Source organism: Halolamina sp. C58, from assembly GCF_051195095.1.
Lineage (GTDB): Archaea > Halobacteriota > Halobacteria > Halobacteriales > Haloferacaceae > Halolamina.
The window spans coordinates 956,122-973,314 of sequence record NZ_JBNTJY010000001.1 but is presented as its reverse complement, the minus strand read 5'-3'; the positions used below and the strand labels follow the sequence as shown (position 1 = coordinate 973,314).

At 68.9% G+C, this 17,193-nt stretch carries 17 protein-coding genes; all 17 read right to left on the bottom strand.

The window, feature by feature from the left end; translation table 11 throughout:
* Window positions 1–14 precede the first annotated feature (14 nt).
* The 17 genes from ACQUSM_RS05075 to ACQUSM_RS04995 all read right to left on the bottom strand — a co-directional run bounded on the left by ACQUSM_RS05075 (window position 15) and on the right by ACQUSM_RS04995 (window position 17,010).
* On the bottom strand, window positions 15–1,496 hold the full coding sequence (locus ACQUSM_RS05075) for an NADH-quinone oxidoreductase subunit N (protein WP_435116380.1): 1,482 nt from the start codon (window positions 1,494–1,496) through the stop codon (window positions 15–17).
* A complete protein-coding gene (locus tag ACQUSM_RS05070) occupies window positions 1,496–3,025 on the bottom strand; it encodes a complex I subunit 4 family protein (RefSeq protein WP_435116378.1) in 1,530 nt (509 codons plus the stop codon). Before ACQUSM_RS05070 ends, ACQUSM_RS05075 begins: the two co-directional genes overlap by 1 nt.
* Window positions 3,026–5,110, bottom strand: coding sequence for an NADH-quinone oxidoreductase subunit L (nuoL, locus tag ACQUSM_RS05065; protein WP_435116376.1), 2,085 nt, complete (start codon window positions 5,108–5,110; stop codon window positions 3,026–3,028). It lies immediately after the preceding gene.
* Window position 5,111: 1 nt separating this feature from the next.
* Window positions 5,112–5,414: an NADH-quinone oxidoreductase subunit NuoK gene (nuoK, locus tag ACQUSM_RS05060; RefSeq protein ID WP_435116374.1), complete on the bottom strand. Its 303-nt coding sequence runs from the start codon at window positions 5,412–5,414 to the stop codon at window positions 5,112–5,114.
* Window positions 5,414–5,800 carry a proton-conducting membrane transporter gene (locus ACQUSM_RS05055; protein ID WP_435116372.1) on the bottom strand — a complete coding sequence of 129 codons (387 nt, stop codon included), beginning with the start codon at window positions 5,798–5,800 and terminating at the stop codon, window positions 5,414–5,416. The genes nuoK and ACQUSM_RS05055 overlap by 1 nt, the downstream gene beginning before the upstream one ends.
* Entirely contained in the window at window positions 5,801–6,067 is a 267-nt protein-coding gene (locus ACQUSM_RS05050) for an NADH-quinone oxidoreductase subunit J (protein ID WP_435116370.1), read from the bottom strand.
* A gap of 3 nt (window positions 6,068–6,070) precedes the next feature.
* On the bottom strand, window positions 6,071–6,532 hold the full coding sequence (locus ACQUSM_RS05045; RefSeq protein ID WP_435116368.1) for a NuoI/complex I 23 kDa subunit family protein: 462 nt from the start codon (window positions 6,530–6,532) through the stop codon (window positions 6,071–6,073).
* Window positions 6,529–7,593 (bottom strand): complex I subunit 1/NuoH family protein, encoded by a 1,065-nt coding sequence (locus ACQUSM_RS05040; RefSeq protein WP_435116366.1) that lies wholly within the window; start codon window positions 7,591–7,593, stop codon window positions 6,529–6,531. The genes ACQUSM_RS05045 and ACQUSM_RS05040 overlap by 4 nt, the downstream gene beginning before the upstream one ends.
* Window positions 7,593–9,254, bottom strand: coding sequence for an NADH-quinone oxidoreductase subunit D (locus ACQUSM_RS05035; RefSeq protein ID WP_435116364.1), 1,662 nt, complete (start codon window positions 9,252–9,254; stop codon window positions 7,593–7,595). The genes ACQUSM_RS05040 and ACQUSM_RS05035 overlap by 1 nt, the downstream gene beginning before the upstream one ends.
* Window positions 9,251–9,952 carry an NADH-quinone oxidoreductase subunit B gene (locus ACQUSM_RS05030; protein ID WP_053947731.1) on the bottom strand — a complete coding sequence of 234 codons (702 nt, stop codon included), beginning with the start codon at window positions 9,950–9,952 and terminating at the stop codon, window positions 9,251–9,253. The genes ACQUSM_RS05035 and ACQUSM_RS05030 overlap by 4 nt, the downstream gene beginning before the upstream one ends.
* Window positions 9,949–10,362, bottom strand: coding sequence for an NADH-quinone oxidoreductase subunit A (locus tag ACQUSM_RS05025; protein ID WP_435116362.1), 414 nt, complete (start codon window positions 10,360–10,362; stop codon window positions 9,949–9,951). The genes ACQUSM_RS05030 and ACQUSM_RS05025 overlap by 4 nt, the downstream gene beginning before the upstream one ends.
* A gap of 121 nt (window positions 10,363–10,483) precedes the next feature.
* Window positions 10,484–11,092: a 5-(carboxyamino)imidazole ribonucleotide mutase gene (gene purE, locus ACQUSM_RS05020; protein WP_435116360.1), complete on the bottom strand. Its 609-nt coding sequence runs from the start codon at window positions 11,090–11,092 to the stop codon at window positions 10,484–10,486.
* Window positions 11,093–11,094: 2 nt separating this feature from the next.
* On the bottom strand, window positions 11,095–12,246 hold the full coding sequence (locus ACQUSM_RS05015) for a 5-(carboxyamino)imidazole ribonucleotide synthase (protein ID WP_435116358.1): 1,152 nt from the start codon (window positions 12,244–12,246) through the stop codon (window positions 11,095–11,097).
* A 67-nt stretch (window positions 12,247–12,313) separates the two neighbouring features.
* On the bottom strand, window positions 12,314–14,122 hold the full coding sequence (locus ACQUSM_RS05010; protein ID WP_435116356.1) for a flippase activity-associated protein Agl23: 1,809 nt from the start codon (window positions 14,120–14,122) through the stop codon (window positions 12,314–12,316).
* 47 nt (window positions 14,123–14,169) lie between these two features.
* Window positions 14,170–15,180 (bottom strand): hypothetical protein, encoded by a 1,011-nt coding sequence (locus ACQUSM_RS05005; protein ID WP_435116354.1) that lies wholly within the window; start codon window positions 15,178–15,180, stop codon window positions 14,170–14,172.
* A 72-nt stretch (window positions 15,181–15,252) separates the two neighbouring features.
* Window positions 15,253–16,110, bottom strand: a complete 858-nt coding sequence (locus ACQUSM_RS05000; RefSeq protein WP_435116353.1) for a universal stress protein — start codon at window positions 16,108–16,110, stop codon at window positions 15,253–15,255.
* 51 nt (window positions 16,111–16,161) lie between these two features.
* A complete protein-coding gene (locus ACQUSM_RS04995) occupies window positions 16,162–17,010 on the bottom strand; it encodes a hypothetical protein (protein ID WP_435116351.1) in 849 nt (282 codons plus the stop codon).
* Window positions 17,011–17,193: the final 183 nt, after the last annotated feature.

Genomic DNA, 17,193 nt, shown 5'->3' with positions numbered 1-17,193 from the left:
GGACGCGGTGCCGGTCAGGCGAACAGCGCCGTCGCGGCCTCCTGTGCGGTCTCGATCACCGGACCGAAGCCGGGGAGCAGCAGCACCGTCCCGACCAGCGCGATCGCCAGCGCGGCGTACAGCGCGGTCGGCGCGCCGGCGAGGTCGTGCTCGCCCTCCTCGAACCACATCGCCCGCACGACGCGGGAGTAGTAGTACAGCGAGAGCGAGCTGTTGATCACCGCGATCACGACCAGCCACCAGAGGCCGGCCTCGACGGCGCCCGCGAACAGGAACAGCTTCGAGAAGAAGCCGCCCAGCGGCGGGACGCCCGCCAGCGAGAACAGGAACGCCGTCATCGCCACCGCGGCGAACGGCTTCTCGGCGCCCAGCCCGTTGTAGTCCTCGAACCGGCGCCCGACGCCCCAGTTCTCGGCGAGCGCGACGAACAGGAACGCGCCCGTGTTCATGAAGCCGTAGACGAACAGGTGGGCCATCGCGGCGCCCATCACGTCGCCGTTCGTCGTGGCCTCCGCCGAGATGGCGGCGAGGCCGATCAGCACGTAGCCGGCGTGCCCGATCGAGGAGTACGCCAGCATCCGCTTGACTTTCTCCTGGGTGGCGGCGGCGAAGTTACCGAGCACCATCGTCGCCACCGCGAGGATCTGGAACAGCAGCGCCCAGTCGATGCCGGCGCCCGTCGCGGCCCCGATCGGGAAGCCGACGACGAACACGCGGAACGCCAGCGCAAAGCCCGCGGCCTTCGAGGCCGAGGAGAGGTACGCCGAGACGGGCGCGGGCGCGCCCTCGTACGCCTCGGGCGCCCAGAAGTGGAACGGCACCGCGGCGGTCTTGAACAGGAAGCCGCCGGCGACCATCAGCACGCCGACGCCGGCGATGCCGGTCCGGTCGCCGAGCCCGGACTCGAACGCCGCCGCCACGTCGGGCAGCAGCAGCGAGCCCGTGGCGCCGTAGATCAGCGAGACGCCGAACACGAAGATCGCCGAGGAGAGCGCGCCGATCAGGAAGTACTTCAGACCGGCCTCGCTGCTCCCGCGGTCGTCTTTCAGGAACGCCACAAGCGCGTACGACGGCAGGCTGACCAGCTCCAGCGCGACGAACGCCGTCGCCAGCGAGTTCGCACTCGCCATCAGCGACATGCCGGTCGTCGCGAGCAGCACCAGCCCGTACAGCTCGCCGCGGTTGCCGCCGTCGAAGTAGTCGTACGCCGCCAGCGAGACGAGGATCGTCACCGCGGCAAACAGCGCGGTGAAGAACAGGTACATCCCGTCGACGACGACCGCGTCGGCGTACAGCGAGATGCCCTCGGCCGCCAGCCCGGTGTCGGCGGTCAGGAACCAGCCAGCGGTCCCCAGCGACGCGAGCGAGCCGACGACCGAGATACCCGCGAGGACGCTCGCGTCGGTCGAGTCGGGCCACACGCTGTCGTAGAGCAACACCGCAAGCGCCGTGAGCCCCAGCAGGAACGTCGGCGTCAGCGGCGGTGCCGTCACCATCAGGCACCACCTCCGACGAGCGGGGCGATCGCGTTCTGGATCATGTCGAGGAACAGGTCAGGGGCGACGCCGAGCGCGATGACTGCCAGCAGCAGCACCGCCAGCGGCGCCACGTCGTGGAACGGGGCCGGGCCGACCTCGTAGTCGGCGTCGAGGCTGAACGGCCCGAACAGGGTGCGCTGCATCGCGAGCAGCAGGTAGCCCGCCACGATCACGATCCCGAACATCGCCGCCGCGGTGAAAAGCGGCGCGCTCGGGATCACCGTGGAGTGGAACGAGCCGACGAAGATGAAGTACTCCCCGGCGAAGCCGGCCATCAGGGGCAGCCCCATGTAGCCGAACGCGCCGGCGATCAGGATGCCCACCGTGACGGGCATCCGGTCGGCCAGCCCGGACATGTCGCCGACCATCCGGGTGTGGGTGGTGTTGTAGATGACGCCGACGGCCATGAACATCAGCCCCGAGATCAGGCCGTGGGCGATCATCTGGAACGTTGCGCCGGCGACACCGAACTCGGTGAACGCGATCAGGCCGAGCAGCACGTACCCCATCGACGAGACGGAGGAGTACGCGACGATGCGCTTGAGGTCCTCCTGTGCCAGCGCGAGGATCGCGCCGTAGATCACCGAGAACGCGCCGAGGGCGGCGATCAGGATCGCGAGATCGCTCGCCACGTCCGGCAGCATGGTGAAGTTGAACCGCAACATTGCGTACGTCCCCATCTTCAGCAGCACCCCCGCCAGCATCACCGACGCCGGCGTGGGTGCCTCGACGTGGGCGTCCGGCAGCCACGTGTGCAGCGGCGCGACGGGCACCTTCACCGCGAACCCGACGAACATCGCGAGGAACGCCGCGAGCTTCAGCGTGTCCGGGGCGAGCCCCATGAACGAGCTCACGTTGCCGCCGGCGTTCAGCGCCATCGCGACCTCCGGCAGCGCCAGCGTGTCGATGCTGTCGCCGAGGCCGCCGAAGGTGAGCGCGACGAACCCGACGAACATCAGCAGGCTCGCCACGTTCGTGTAGACGAAGAACTTGATCGCCGCGTACTTGCGGCGCGGGCCGCCCCAGACGCCGATCAGGAAGTACATCGGCAGGAGGGTGGCCTCCCAGAAGACGAACCAGACGAAGAAGTCAAGCGCCGTGAACATCCCCAGCAGGTTCGCCTCCATGAACAGCATCAGCCCGTAGAACTGCGACTGCCGCGTGTCGATCGGCGTCCACGCGCTCACGATCGCGAGCGTCGTCAGGAACGCCGTCAGCACGACCAGCGGCAGGCTGATCCCGTCGAGCCCGGTGAACCACTGCACCTGATAGCCCGACAGCGTCAGCAGGTCGAACTGCGTCTCGAACGCGAGCGTCCCGCCCGTGAGGGCGTTGCCGCTCCCGTCGAACTGTGTCCACATCCAGAGCGTTCCCACGAGGGGAACGAGGCTCAGCGCCGCGCCGACGCGGTTCGCGACCTCGTCGGGGACGAGGAACGTGACCAGCGCGGCGACGAACGTGAAGCCGATGAGCGTCTCGATGATCATTCAGAACCACCCTCCGTAGATCGCGAAGCCGACGAGTAACACGGTCAGGCCGACCGTGAGCATCGCGGCGTAGTGTGTCACGAGCCCGTCCTGGATCCGCTTGATCCGGGAGCCGCCGAACAGGCTCACGCTGGAGGCGCCGTTGACCACGCCGTCGACGACCGCCTGATCGAACGTGTCGGCGACTTTCGACAGCGGGAGCACGACGCGCTCCGCGAGCCAGACCTGGTACTCGTCCTGGTAGTAGTTGTTGTACAGCACTTCACGCAGGCTGCCCAGCTTCTCGGTGTGGGGCTCGGGGTCGGCGCCGCCGTAGAGGACGTACGCCGCGCCCGCGCCGAACAGCGCCAGCGCCAGCGAGAGCAGGCCGACGAGGTACGACGGCAGGTCCGCCGCCGCGATGCCGGCCCCGTAGTCGGCCACCAGCAGATGGTGGTAGTGGTAGCCGCTGGTGCCGAGCGCCTCGGCCCAGCCGGCGCCCTCCGTCCCGTAGAGCCACTTGTGCAGGAAGTCGATCTCCGCACCAGTGAGGTCCTTGACCGGGACCATGTTGACGAACCCGACCGTCGTCGCGAGGATCCCCAGCACGACCAGCGGGAGCTTCACGTTCCAGCCGCCCTCGCTGGCCTCCTCGGCCGTCTCGGAGCGGGGCTCGCCGTGGAAGGTGAGCATCACCATCCGGAACGTGTAGAAGCCGGTGAACAGCACCGCGATCAGGCCCATGCCGTAGGCCACCAGCAGCGCGGTGCCGAGCCCGCTCGTCGTGCCGAGCCCGTGGACGAGCGCCTCGTACAGCACCTCGTCCTTCGACCAGAAGCCGGCGAAGGGGACGATGCCCGCGAGCGCGAGCGAGCCCGCGAGGAACGTGTAGTAGGTGACGGGCATCTTCTCCTTCAGGCCGCCCATCTCCCACATGTCCTCGTTGTGGTGCATCGCGATGATCACCGAGCCGGCGCCGAGGAACAGGAGCGCCTTGAAGAACGCGTGGGTGAGCAGGTGGAACGTGCCGGCGACGTAGCCGCCGGCGCCCAGCCCCAGCATAATGTAGCCGTACTGGGAGATGGTGGAGTACGCGAGCACCTGCTTGATCTCGTTTTTGACCAGCCCCATCGACGCCGCGAACAGGGCGGTGAACGCGCCGACCAGCGCGATCACGGCGAGTGCGGTGGGCGACAGCGCGTAGAACCCGTACATCCGGGCGACGAGGTAGACGCCGGCCGCGACCATCGTCGCCGCGTGGATCAGCGCCGAGACGGGGGTGGGGCCCTCCATCGCGTCGGGCAGCCACGTGTGCAGCGGGAACTGGGCGGACTTGCCGATCACGCCGCCCAGCACCAGCAGCCCGATCGCGGTGAACCACGCCTCGGGGCCGAGCCCGAGGAACGTGTTCACCGTCGCCTCGCCGTTGATCGCCTGCTCGGCGAGATGCGGGAACGAGTGCTCGCCCGCGAACTGCGCCGTGCCGAACGTCGCGAACACGGCGACGACGCCGATCAGGAAGAAGTAGTCACCGAAGCGGGTGACCAGGAACGCCTTCTTCGCGGCGCTGGGCGGGCCGGCCTGCCGGAACCAGAAGCCGATCAGCAGGTACGAGCAGAGCCCGACCAGCTCGAAGAACATGAACGCCATCAGGAGGTTGTCGGCGACGACGAACCCCAGCATCGAGGCGGTGAACAGGCCCAGCCCGGCGTAGTACCGGGGGAGCCCCGTCTCGTCCTCGTCGTTCATGTAGCCGAGCGAGAACACGTGGACCAGCAGCGCGACCAGCGAGACGATGAGCAGCATCATCGCCGACAGCGGGTCGAGCAGCAGGCCGAACGTCAGTTCGAGCGGCTGGCTCAGGCTGCCGGTCGCTTCGGTGCCGGCGGCCCACGTGTAGATCGTCTCGTTGTACGTCTCGCCGCCGCTGACGGTGAGGAACACCCACGCGGAGAGCAGCAGCGAGCCGGCGGTCGCCGCGATCCCGGGGAGCGCGCCACCTTTCGGTAGCAGGTCCCGCCCGGAGAGGGCGACCCCGACCGCGAGACAGAACGAGAGGAACGGTAGCAGTACGATCGCCGGTGCGTAGTCGAATGCTCCTACCATCTTACCACCTCATCGACTGCGGAAGGGTCACGTCGACGTCCTTGAAGTTACGGTACAGCACGAGGATGATGCCGATGCCGACAGCGACTTCGGCCGCAGCCAGCCCCATCACGAACAGGCTCATCACCTGCCCGGTGAGGTTCCCCCACTGGAGGCTGAACGCCACGAAGTTGATGTTCGCGGCGTTGAGCATCAGCTCGACCGACATCAGGAACAGCAGCGCGTTCTCCCGGGTCAGCAGGCCGTAGAGGCCGATGGAGAACACCGCCGCCGACAGCACGAGGTAGTACTCGATGGGGACCATCAGTCCGCCACCTCCTCGTCAGGCTCCTCGCTGCGTTCCGAGGAGCGTGGGCCGGCCGCCTCGCGGCCACCGTCGGTCAGCGCGGTCACGTACGAGCCCTCGGCCTCCCGACGGGCCAGCGTGACCGCGGCGACGGTCGCGACCACCAGCACGAGGCCGATGATCTCGAACGCCGCGAGAAAGCCCTCGACGGCGATCGCCGACATGCTCTGTAAGTCCATCAGCGCGTAGCCGATCCCCGCGACCAGCGACGCGTCCTCGGCGAAGCCCGCCGCCTCGCCGAAGCCGCTCGTGAGGAACACCGCCGCGAGCACGACGAACAGCACCGACGCCGCCAGCCCGTTGACGTAGTTGGCGTCCTCCTTGAGTTCCGGTTTCGTGACCATCTAGCTGTACACCTCCGATTTCGGTTGCTCGGTTCGCGTGAGCATGACGGCGAACGTGATGAGCACGAGCACGCCCCCGATGTAGACGAGGATCTGCATCGCCGCGGGGAACGTGGCCTGCAGCATCACGTAGTGCGCCGCCAGGCTCGTCAGCGCGCCGCCGAGCAGGAGTGCTGAGTGCCACGGGTCCTTCACGAGGACGACCCCCAGCGCACACCCCAGCGTCACGGCGGCGAACAGCGCGAACGTGATTGTCTCTGTGACCATTGTTTACTGGTAGTCGACCTCGCCCGCGCCCTCGCCGACCCACGCGGATCGGTCGGGGTTGCGGGCTTCGAGGGGATCGCTCCCCTTGTACCACGGGACGTTCTTCAGCTGTTCCTTGTTGTAGGCGAACTCGTCTTTGGTGTCCGCCGTGAACTCGAAGTTCTGGGTCAGCAGGATCGCGTCGACGGGACAGACCTCCTCGCACAGCCGGCAGTAGATACACTGCCCGACGTGGAGGTTGTACTGCTCGCCGTTGCGCTGCTCGTCCATCACGATCTGGATGGTGTCGTTGGGGCAGACGTTCTCACACTGCCGACACCAGATACAGCGCTCCTGGCTGAACTTGTGGACCCCGCGGAACCGCGGGCTCACTTCGGGCGCGACCTCCGGGTACTCGACCGTGAAGGTGTTGCCGTCCAACGCGTGCTTCATCGTCGTTGCCATGCCTTTCAGGATTCCGATCATACAACCACCCCCACGATTAGGGCCGTGAGCACCAGATTCAGGAAGGAGAGCTCGAGCATCCCCTTCCAGCCGACTTCGATCAGCTGGTCGATACGCAGGCGCGGCGCCGCAGAGCGCAGCCACTGGGTGAACAGGAAGAACGCCCAGATCTTCACCACGAACCAGAGGAAGCCGATGCTCTCCGGGCCGGGGCCGGCCGCGCCGCCGAGGAACAGCACCGCGGTGATGGCGCCACCGAGGAAGATGTGCAGGAACTCACCCAGGTACAGCAGCACGAAGTACACCGAGGAGTACTCGGTCTGGAACCCCGCGACGATCTCCGTCGGCGCCTCCGGGATGTCGAACGGGTTCCGCCCCACCTCGGCGACGTTGGCCGCGAGGAACAGGACGAACGCGAACGGATTGACGATCGCGAACCACGACGGGATCGCGAGGCCGCCGATCGACACCAGCGTCTCCTGCTGGACGGCGACGATCTCGCTCATCCGGAGCGAGCCCGTAAACAGCACCACTGAGATCCCCGTCACGACGAGGGGAATCTCGTAGGCGAGGTTCTGGGCGACCGCACGCAGCGCGCCCAGCATCGAGTACTTGTTGTTCGACGCGTAGCCCGCCATCACCATGCCGAGGCTGGCGATCGACGCGACCGCGAACACGTACGCGAGCCCGACCTCGGGGTCGGCGAGCTGGATGCCGCTGCCCATCGGGATCACCGCGAAGCCGAGCATCGCGGAGCCGGCGACGATCAGCGGCGCCACGTCCCACGCGGGGCGGTCGGCGCCCTCGGGGACGATCAGCTCCTTCGAGAGGAGCCGGAGCGCGTCGGCCGGGATCGTCCCGATCCCCTTCGGGCCGATCCGGTCGGCGGCGATGCGGTCGGTGAACTTCGCGGTGATCTTCCGCTTGGCCCACGGGCCGGCGACGCCGGTCATCGCGAGCATCACGTTGCCGACGATAAAGGCCGCCAGCAGCGCGGCGACGAACTCGCCGACGGCGCCGAAGCCGCCGAGCCCGAGCAGGTTCGCGAGCAGGTCCGGCAGCGGGGTCTCGGCCTGCAGCATCAACGGTCCACCTCCCCGAGCACGATGTCGAGGCTACCCAGCGCCGCGATCATGTCGGGGATGTACTCCCCGTTGCTCATCTCCGGCAGCGTCTGGAGGTTCGAGAAGCACGGGCTCCGGATCTTGAACCGGGCGGGCTTCTCGGTGCCGTCGGCGCGGATGTACACGCCGAGCTCCCCCTTCGCGCCCTCGACGGTGCGGTAGATCTCCGTGTCGTCGTCCGGGCGCAGCGTCCGCGGGACGTTGGCCTGGATGTTGCGCTCCTCCTCGGGCCAGTCCTCGAGCAGGTCGACACACTGCTCGATGATCTTCGCGGACTCCTCGACCTCGCGCATCCGGACGAGCAGGCGGCTGAAGTTGTCACAGCCGTCCTCGGTCACGACGTCCCAGTCGAGCTCGTCGTAGTAGCCGTAGGGATCGTCGCGGCGGATGTCGTAGTCGATGCCCGAGCCGCGGGCGACCGGGCCGGTGGCGCCGTAGTTCTTCGCGACCTCCGGCGGCAGGATCCCGGTGTCGACGGTCCGCATCTGGAGGATCTCGTTGCCCGTGATGAGGTCGTGGTACTCCTCCAGCGCCTCGGGGAGCTCGTTCACGAAGGTCCGGACCTTCTCGAAGAACTCCTCGCGGGGTTCGGGCAGGTCCCAGACGACGCCGCCGAGCCGGAAGTAGTTGAACATCAGCCGCTGGCCCGTGAGGTCCTCGAGGATGTTCTGGGCCTTCTCGCGGTCCCGGATCGCGTACATGAAGATCGCGGTGAAGTCGCCGTAGATGTCGAGCGCGAACGTCCCGACGGCGAGCATGTGGGCCGCGATCCGGCAGAGCTCCGCGCCCATGGTGCGGATGATCTGTGCGTACTCCGGCACCTCGATGTCCGCGAGGTCCTCGGCCGCGCGGGCGTACGCCCACTCGTTGAGCAGCCCCGCCGAGATGTAGTCCCAGCGGTCGGGGTACGGCATGATCTGGTGGCGGTACGTGCTCTTCTGGGCCATCTGCTCCTCGTTGCGGTGGAGGTAGCCGATGTCCGGCTCCACGTCGATCACCTGCTCGCCGTCGAGCGTGGTCTCGAGGTGGAGCACGCCGTGAGTCGCCGGGTGGTGGGGACCGATGTTGACGAACATCGTGTCCGAGTCGGAGTCGGCGCGCTGGTCCTCCTGCAGCGGGTTCGCGTTCTCCCGCAGCGGGACCATCTGGGGTCGGTCCTGGTCGTAGTCCCGGCTCATCGGGTGGCCCTGCCACGTCTCGGGCAGGAGGATCCGCCGCAGGTCGGGGTGGTCGTCGTACTCGACGCCCACCAGGTCGTACGCCTCCCGTTCGTGCCAGTCGGCGGTCCGGAACACCGGCTCCGCCGACTCGCTGACGGGGTTCTCCGAGTCGGTCGGCACGACGACGCTGACCTCGTCGGTCGGGTCGTCGAACTTCTTCAGGTGGTAGATCGACTCGTAGCGGTCGGGGTACTCCTCGGCGGTGACCAGCGAGAGGTGGTCGTAGCCCCCCTCGTTCTTCAGCCGCCCGAGCGTCTCCTGTACCGTGTCGGGCCGGATCACGAACGCCGGCGCGTTCATGTGGTCGTCGCGGTCGACCACGAGGTCGCCGAGCAGCGCCTCGAGCTCGGTCTCGCCGGCTTCGATCTCCGGCGTCTCCGATTCTTCCTGCAGGCTCATGGTGAATCAGCCCAGTTGTACCGCATCACGAGGTCCTCCTCGTCGATCTCCGAGGCGAGTTCGTCGACGATCTCGTCGCGTTCGAGGTCGCCGAACTGTTCGAGCTCGTACGGCTTCACCGTCACCGGCGACGCCTCGCCGTTGGCGATCCGCTCCTGGAGCTTCGCGACGCCGTACACCAGCGCCTCGGGGCGGGGCGGGCAGCCCGGGACGTGGATGTCGACCGGGATGACCTCCTCGGCGCCCTTGATCACGTTGTACCCCTCCTGGAACGGGCCGCCGGAGATGGTACAGGAGCCCATGCCGACGACGAACTTCGGCTCGGGCATCTGGTCGTACACGCGCTTCATCCGCGGGGCGAACTTCGAGACGATCGTCCCCGGGACGATCATCACGTCGGCCTGCCGGGGCGAGGCCCGCGGCACGCCGGCGTGGAAGCGGTCGAGGTCGTGCTTGACCGCGTAGGTGTGCATCATCTCGATGCTGCAGCAGGCGATCCCGAACTGCAGCATGAACATCGACGAGCCCCGGACCCAGTTCATGAACTTGTCGAACTTCGTGAGGATGAACGGCGAGGAGCCGAACGCCTCGCGAAGCTTGGAGTTGAACCGGTCGCCCTGCCCGCTCATGCGGGCGTCGCGGGTCTCAGTCTGTACTTGTGCGTCGTCGGTGCGGAAGAGTTCTCGTTCGCTACTCATTGGTTTGCCTCCGTCTTCTCCTCGAGCGCGCGCGGACTGGACACCCACTGCACGGCGCCCTGCCGCCACGCCCAGACGAGCCCGACGACCAGCACCCCGATGAACACCAGCATCGGCGCGAGCACCTCCATCATGGAGGCGCCCCCTTCGAGGGCCGGTCGGTAGATGACCGTCCACGGGAAGATGAGGACGGTCTCGATGTCGAAGACGACGAACAGCAGCGCAACCATGTAGTACTGGATGTTGAAGCGGATGCGCGTCGTCCCCGTCGGGATCTCGCCGCTCTCGTAGACGGCGCTTTTCCCCTGTTCAGGCACGCTGGGACGAAGTAGCGCCGACACCGCCATCATCGCAATGGGAATGCCGACCGCCACAAGCGCCAACGCGCCGATAGCTATCCATGGATTCATATCGGGTTCTCCGTAACGTTTCCGGGGTTCGACCCCACGGCTCTTAAGCGTTCATTTCCCCGCGCGGGCGAGCGTGTGGGTTCGTACCGCGATCGCGGGGGATCTCGCGGGGTCGACTGGGCTACCGCTGTCGGAACTTCTCGACGCCCAGATCGTGCAGCGCGGCGGACACGTCGCCGACGCCCTCGCGGCGTTCGTCGTGGAGCTCCTCGAGTCGCTTCCGGACCTCGGGGTACTCGCGGGCGAGGATCTGCGCGGCCGAGAGCGCGGCGTTGTACGACTTCCCGGCGTCGACGGCGGTGATCGGCGCGCCCGTCGGCATCCCGATCACGGAGTCGACGGACTTCTCCTGTACGGGAACCCCGATCACGGGCAGCGGGAACGCGATCGAGGCGGTCATGTTCGGCAGGTCGGCGGACTTCCCGCCCGCGCCGGCGATCACCACGTCCAGCCCGCGATCTTCGGCGGTCTCGGCGTAGGCGTACATCAGGTCGGGCGTGCGGTGGGCCGAGACGACGTAGGACTCGTAGCTGAACCGCCCCTCGGGCGGGTCGGCGTGGTCGGTCTGTTCCGAGAAGCCCAGCGCGTCGAGCGCGTCGAACGCGCCCTGCATCGTGTCGAGGTCGGAGTCCGACCCCATGATCACCCCCACGTCGGGTGTGGCGTCGTCCGGGCGGTCGGCGGCGGCGTCCGATTCGAGTCGGTCGATCAGGTCGGTGACTGAAGGCATGGTTACTGGGTGAAGGTGAGCCATTCGCGCAGCGATTCGGCGGTCGTCAGGGCGTCGGTCGCGTCCGCGGCGCCGGGGTCGGTGACGGTGAGGTGGCCCATCTTCCGCAGCGGCCGGGCCTCCCGTTTCCCGTACCAGTGGAGGCTCGCGTCCGGCGCCGAGAGCACGGCGTCGACGCCCGAGAGCGTCGCCTCTTCGGGCGCGTCCACGTCGCCCAAGATGTTCGCCGACGCGGTGGGGGCGACGCGGTCGACGGGGCCGAGCGGCCAGCCGAGCACCGCGCGGACGTGCTGCTCGAACTGTGACGTTTCGGCGCCCTCGATCGTCCAGTGGCCGGAGTTGTGCGGCCGGGGGGCGATCTCGTTGACGAGGATCTCCCCGTCCACGTCGAACAGTTCGACGCCGAACACGCCGCGGCCGTCGAGTTCGGCGAGCACGTCCGCGACGACCTCGCGGGCGCGCTCCCGAGTTTCGTCGTCGACCCGTGGCGGCGAGACGGTCCCGCGCAGTATCTCCTCGCGGTGGATCGTCTCGGTCACGGGGAACACCCGGGTCTCGTCGTCGGCCCCGCGGACGCCGATCGCGGCGAGCTCGCGGTCGAAGTTGAGCAGCTCCTCCGCCACGGCGTCGCCGCCGACCGTCTCCAGCGTGTGCTCGGCGTCGGCGGCGTCGGTCACCGGCTCGTTCCCCCGGCCGTCGTAGCCACCCTCGCGGGCTTTCAGCATCGCCCCGCCGAAGCGGTCGACGGCGGCCGCCGCGGCGGTCGGCGAGTCCGCCGGGACGAACCGCGGGACGGGGATCTCCGCGCCCGCGAGCATCTCCTTCTCCCGGAGCTTGTCGCCCGTGGCCGCCAGCGTCTCGGGGTCGGGGTGGATCGGCGTCCCGGTCTCGGCACGAACGTCCGCGAGCAGGTCGGGGTCGGCGGTCTCGATCTCGAACGTGAGCACGTCGGCGCGCTCGGCCAGTTCGCGGACGGCCTCGGGGTCGTCGAGCTCGCCCTCGATCTGCTCGGCGACACGCGCGGCCGGGCAGTCGGGTGTCGGGTCGAGCACGACCACGTCGACGCCCAGCGGCGACGCGGCCTCGGCGAGCATCCGGCCGAGCTGCCCGCCGCCGACGACGCCGAGCGTTGGTCCGGGTAGCGTGACGCTCATGCGCGACGATTCCGGACGAGTGTGTATAAGGATTGCTGGATCGGGATCGATATGGGCACGTTCGTGGTCACTCAGTCGGGAGCGCGTCCCGGTCGAGGAACACGACGATCTCCTCGCCCCAGAGCTTGAAGCGGTGTTCGCGGACCGCGTAGCCGTCGAGTTCGGTGGCGATCTCCTCGCGCGCGTCGTCGTGGGCGATCACGACCGGCGGGGCGTCCGCGAGCGCTTCGTCGGGCGGCGTGTCGGGCGCGCTGGAACTCACGTTCGCGCCGGCGCGTTCGAGGTACCACGGGAGCGGCAGCCGGGAGTGCCACGACGGGCCGCCCGGCGGCGGCTGGTCGAGGCTCGACTCGTTCGCGACGTAGAACTGCGTCCCGCCGCCGGCACTGGTGCCGTAGAACAGCACGTCCGTCCCGTCGTTCTCGGCTGCGATGGCTGCCACGTCGTCCATCGTTCGCTGGAGGTCGTTCCCGGGCTGGGCCCACTGGAGCACCTGCTTGTCCTCCTCGCTCGCGCTGTTCCAGTAGTCGGCGTTCAGGCCGACGACGCCGACGGTGCCCGCCGAGAGCAGCAGCGCCGCGACCAGCGCCGTGGTGCCGAGGTGGAGGCGTTCACCGTCAGCAACGCGGCGGAGCGCGTCGACGACCGACTCTCCTTCCGTGGTCAGTTCCCGCTCGACGGCACCGACCAGCGCGCCGACGCCGACTGCGGCGGGCACCGTCAGCGGGAGGATCACGTGCGTCACGGCCCACGGCGCCTGGATGTCGGTCGCGATCGGGTAGCCGACGACGCTGGCGGCCGCCCAGTAGAGGCAGAACGCGACGAGCAGGCGGCGGCGTGGTTCGCTGCGGGCGTCGGCGATCCCGTAGCCGTCCGTGAGAGTTCCGACGAGCGCCAGCCCGAGGACGACGGGCGCGCCGAACGCCAGCGTCTCCAGCGTGTCGTGGAAGAAGGCGAGGTAGGAGCGGTCGCCGCCGTCACGTTCGAGCCACGTGTCCACCAGCGCTTCGGCCGTCTCCACCAGCGCGGCGTCGAGCACGTCGAGCAGGCTCCCGACGGAGGAGAACGCCCCCCAGATCTCCGGCCGGGGCGCGTACATGAGGGCCGTGACCGCGAGGAACGTCCCCGAAAGCGCCGTGAGCGGACCGCCGAGCCAGACGATCCCCGGAAGTCGACCCGCGCGGCGGTCGATCCACGCCTCGACGCCCGCGAAGTCGGTCCGGACGCGGCTCCACCCTCGCGATTCACCGCTGACGGCCGCGCGCACGAGGCGGTGGTCGTAGCAGACGGCGGCGGCGCCGCCGAAGCAGGCCACGTAGAGGATCGCGTTCTCCTTGCTCGCGAAGCCGAGCGCGAGCGCCGCGCTCGCGGCGACCGCGGGCGCGAGCCGGCGTGTATCGGAGGCGCGGACGAGCAGCGCGAACGCCGCGAACGCGAACGCGCCCACGAGCATGTCCGAGCGCATGAACCGCGAGTAGTAGAGCAACAGCGGCTGGACCGTCAGCAGCAGCCCCAGCGCGACGACCTCCCGATCGTCGAGATGGTCGCGCAGCAGCCACGCCGTCAGCGGCAGCGCGGCGGTGACGACCGCGACCGGGAACCGCGCCCAGAAGTCGGTCGCCGGGACGACGTGGAACAGCAACGCGTCGGCGTGCTGAACGAACGGGCCGTGGATGATCGGCCGGTAGTGGAACTGCCCGGTCTCGTGGTAGCGCAGGATCCAGTAGCCGACGCGGCCCTCGTCCCAGTGGAACACTCGGCCGCCGAGGTCGAACAGCCGGAGCGCGAGCGAGAGGACCGACAGCCCGACCAGCGTCCGGAGCGCGAGACGGCCCGCGCGGTCGGACCGGCTCGACGAACGGGCCCCCGGTGACATGGCCGGGCGTTCCGAGTCGAGCTATGAAGCTCTGTGGGTTCGGTCCGCTACCCGTCTACCTCGCCGGACTCCTCCTGCAGGCCCTGCTTGACGCCGCGGACGATCGCCTCCAGCTCGTCCGAGTCGGCGTCGATGTCGACGCTCAGCGAGAGCGTGTGCGGCTGGGACGCCGCCGCGGAGTCCGTGGAGGCAGAGTCCCCGCCCTCGCCGGCGTCCGCTGCCGCGGCCGCCTTTGCCTCCTCGGCGGCCGCCTTTGCCTCCTCGGCGGCCGCCTTCGCCGCCTCGGCCGTCTCGGCGATCTCCTCGATCGCTCGCTGGATCGACTCCGGTGGCTCCTCCGACTCCGGGGCTTCCGCCGCCGGTTCAGCCGTGCTCTCGGGCTTCCCCTCGACGGGTTCGTCACCGCCTTCGGCAGCAGCGTCTGTGGTTCCTGTCGCTTCTTCGGCCGCCGCCCCGGTTCCTCCTGCTCGCTCGGCCCCGGAGTCGGCCGCCTCGTCGGGGCCCGGTACCGTTTCGGCTTCTGCCTCGTCGGACTCGCCGTTCTCACCCGACTCACTGTCCGTCACGGGAAGCCGGTACCGTCCCTCGTCGTCGCGGTCGAGGAGCCCGGCCCACTCGTAGGCGTCGAGCAGCGTGGAGAGCCCCGGCTCCACGCGGGCGGCGTCGATGTCCTGCTCGGTCAGGTCGGCGAGGATCGGGAGGAGCATCTCCTCGTCGGTCGGGTTCTCGGCGAGCACGCCGCGGAGTTCGTCGGTGAGCGGCCAGTCCGCGAGCAGTTCGCGCGCCTCCTCCCGGGCGCGTTCGTCGTCACCGGCCGCGAGCGCGTCGGCGAGCGCCGCGCCGGCACCCGTCAGTCGGTGTTTCTGCCGGTGCGGTTCGAGGACGCCCAGCTCCTCGAGAAACCGTGTCTGCCGGCCGACCGCGTCCGAGACGCTGGTGCGTTCCTCGACCGCCGAGGTGTACTGCGGCTCCTCGTCGGCCCCGGCTTTCGTCCACCCCGCGAGGATCTCCTTCAGGGTGTCGAGGCTGACGCCCTTCGGGATGTGGTGTTCGGCCATACCCGAAACGATCGCTCGGGAACAGGAAAACCTCCCGGCCGTTTCGCCGTCGAAGCGGCGCGTGACGGCGTCTCAGTTCTCGCCGACCGTGATCACGGGCACGTCGGCCTGCCGGACCGTCTTCTCGGCGACGCTGCCCAGCAGCACGCGGTCGATCCCGTCGCGGCCGGTCGCGCCCATCACGACCGCGTCCAGCGCTTCCGCCTCGACCGTCGCGAGGATCTCGTCGTCCGGATCGCCCGTCTCGACGTGGGTGGTCACGTCGTCGATCCCGCGGACCTCGGCGGCTTCGACCACCTCGTCGACGGCCGCCTGCGCGGTCCCCTCGCCCTCGCCGACCACGTCGCCGGCGCTTGCCAGCAGCGAGTCGTCGGTCACGGTGAGGACGTGCACGTCGGCGTCGAGTTCGGCCGCGAAGTCGAGGCCGTGTCGGGCCGCCCGGAGCGCCTGATCGCTGCCGTCCGTGGGGAGCAGGAGGCCGCCGTAGGGGAACTCGAACCCCTCCTCCTCGATCGGCGCGGTGAGCACGGGCATCGGCGCGAGCCGGACGACCTTCCCGGTCACGCTGCCCAGCAGGTACCGCGAGAGCCCCTCGCGGCCGTGGGTCGGCATCGCGATCAGGTCGTGGTCCTCGTGTTCGGCGTAGTCGACGATCGTCTTCGCGGGCGTCCCCTGCTCGACGCTGGTGGTGTACTCGACGCCCAGCGAGTCGAGCAGTTCGGAGGCCTCCTCGACCACGTCCTCGCCCTCCCGGACCAGCGCGTCGATCACGTCGCCGTCGCCGGCGACGGTCACGCTGTCCCGGCTGGTGTCGGCGACGTACAGCAGTTCGACGCTCGCGTCGTCCCAGTTCGCGAGTTCGGCGGCGTGGTAGAGCAGGCTGCTCTCGACGGCCGCCTCGTCGACGGGGAGGAGGATACTGTCGTACATGGGGCAGGGTTGGGGCGGGGGGTAGGTAAGCGCTGTTGCGGCGAGCGCCGGTCAGCCGTGGCTCACGCCCTCGCGCTCGTCGGCGTTCTTCCGCCGGATCGCGGCCTGAGCGTTGCTGGCGTCGTAGCCGAAGAAGGTGTCCTTCCCGTAGCGTTCAGCCACCTCCGTCGCGTGGATCAGGTCGTCCACGTCCACGTCGACGGCGTACAGCTCGATCGAGAACGGCGTGCCGGCCTCGGGCGTCTCCGGCGACCAGCCCAGCAGGTCCTGAAACCCTGACGCGATCGTCTCCAGCCAGTACGTCGTGCTGTAGTGGGTGTCGTACAGCGGGACGACGTACTCGTCGACGTACGCCGACAGCATCGAGAGGTCCAGCCCGGCCCGCTCGAACAGGTGGCCCGGGTAGGGGTCGGGGTAGAGCGTGAGATACGTCCGCCCGGGGATGCGCTCGCTGGCCTCCTTCACGAACTCGGTGATCACGCTCCCGCGCCAGTCGAACCGGTCCTCGTACTCGCTTTCGGCGAACAGCCGCTCACAGCGGTCGCACCGACAGTACTCCGCGCGCGGGAACCCAACGTCGTCGAGGCGTACGTCCTCGTTGGCCGCGGCGCAGTCCGCGATCGTCTCCAGCAGCCCCTCTCGATACCCCTCGTGGGTCGGGCAGACGTACCCCCAGTCGAAGTAGGGCTGCTCGCGGGTCGCCTCGTTCCCCTCGTCGTCGACCGGGAGGAGTTCGGGGCTGGACTCGCCGGCCGCGGTGTCGCCGAAACAGGAGACCATGTTCACCGCGTTCGGCAGCGGCTCCGCGGCCCGGCCGGTCACGTCCTTCACCTCGTAGAACCCCTGGTCGAACGCCGACCACTCTACCTCCTCCTCGTTGCGCGTGACGACCCCGTACATGGTGGAGAACTGGGCGGGGCGTCGGGTAAGTGGTTCGCTCCCGGCGGCCGGGGCGCTACTGGGAAGGGTGTCGAAAGAACGCTGTGCGACGGAGCGCGCAGCAGGTCACGCGCCGCAGTTGGCTTACTCTTCGGACTCGACTTCGACTTCCACCGGTTCGGCGTCACCGCCGACGAGGAAGTA

Bases quoted from the DNA above. Each gene is read 5' to 3' on its own strand.
- ACQUSM_RS05075 (WP_435116380.1), bottom strand. From the start codon at position 1,496: ATGGTGACGGCACCGCCGCTGACGCCGACGTTCCTGCTGGGGCTCACG.
- ACQUSM_RS05070 (WP_435116378.1), bottom strand. From the start codon at position 3,025: ATGATCATCGAGACGCTCATCGGCTTCACGTTCGTCGCCGCGCTGGTC.
- nuoL (WP_435116376.1), bottom strand. From the start codon at position 5,110: ATGGTAGGAGCATTCGACTACGCACCGGCGATCGTACTGCTACCGTTC.
- nuoK (WP_435116374.1), bottom strand. From the start codon at position 5,414: ATGGTCCCCATCGAGTACTACCTCGTGCTGTCGGCGGCGGTGTTCTCC.
- ACQUSM_RS05055 (WP_435116372.1), bottom strand. From the start codon at position 5,800: ATGGTCACGAAACCGGAACTCAAGGAGGACGCCAACTACGTCAACGGG.
- ACQUSM_RS05050 (WP_435116370.1), bottom strand. From the start codon at position 6,067: ATGGTCACAGAGACAATCACGTTCGCGCTGTTCGCCGCCGTGACGCTG.
- ACQUSM_RS05045 (WP_435116368.1), bottom strand. From the start codon at position 6,532: ATGATCGGAATCCTGAAAGGCATGGCAACGACGATGAAGCACGCGTTG.
- ACQUSM_RS05040 (WP_435116366.1), bottom strand. From the start codon at position 7,593: ATGCTGCAGGCCGAGACCCCGCTGCCGGACCTGCTCGCGAACCTGCTC.
- ACQUSM_RS05035 (WP_435116364.1), bottom strand. From the start codon at position 9,254: ATGAGCCTGCAGGAAGAATCGGAGACGCCGGAGATCGAAGCCGGCGAG.
- ACQUSM_RS05030 (WP_053947731.1), bottom strand. From the start codon at position 9,952: ATGAGTAGCGAACGAGAACTCTTCCGCACCGACGACGCACAAGTACAG.
- ACQUSM_RS05025 (WP_435116362.1), bottom strand. From the start codon at position 10,362: ATGAATCCATGGATAGCTATCGGCGCGTTGGCGCTTGTGGCGGTCGGC.
- purE (WP_435116360.1), bottom strand. From the start codon at position 11,092: ATGCCTTCAGTCACCGACCTGATCGACCGACTCGAATCGGACGCCGCC.
- ACQUSM_RS05015 (WP_435116358.1), bottom strand. From the start codon at position 12,246: ATGAGCGTCACGCTACCCGGACCAACGCTCGGCGTCGTCGGCGGCGGG.
- ACQUSM_RS05010 (WP_435116356.1), bottom strand. From the start codon at position 14,122: ATGTCACCGGGGGCCCGTTCGTCGAGCCGGTCCGACCGCGCGGGCCGT.
- ACQUSM_RS05005 (WP_435116354.1), bottom strand. From the start codon at position 15,180: ATGGCCGAACACCACATCCCGAAGGGCGTCAGCCTCGACACCCTGAAG.
- ACQUSM_RS05000 (WP_435116353.1), bottom strand. From the start codon at position 16,110: ATGTACGACAGTATCCTCCTCCCCGTCGACGAGGCGGCCGTCGAGAGC.
- ACQUSM_RS04995 (WP_435116351.1), bottom strand. From the start codon at position 17,010: ATGTACGGGGTCGTCACGCGCAACGAGGAGGAGGTAGAGTGGTCGGCG.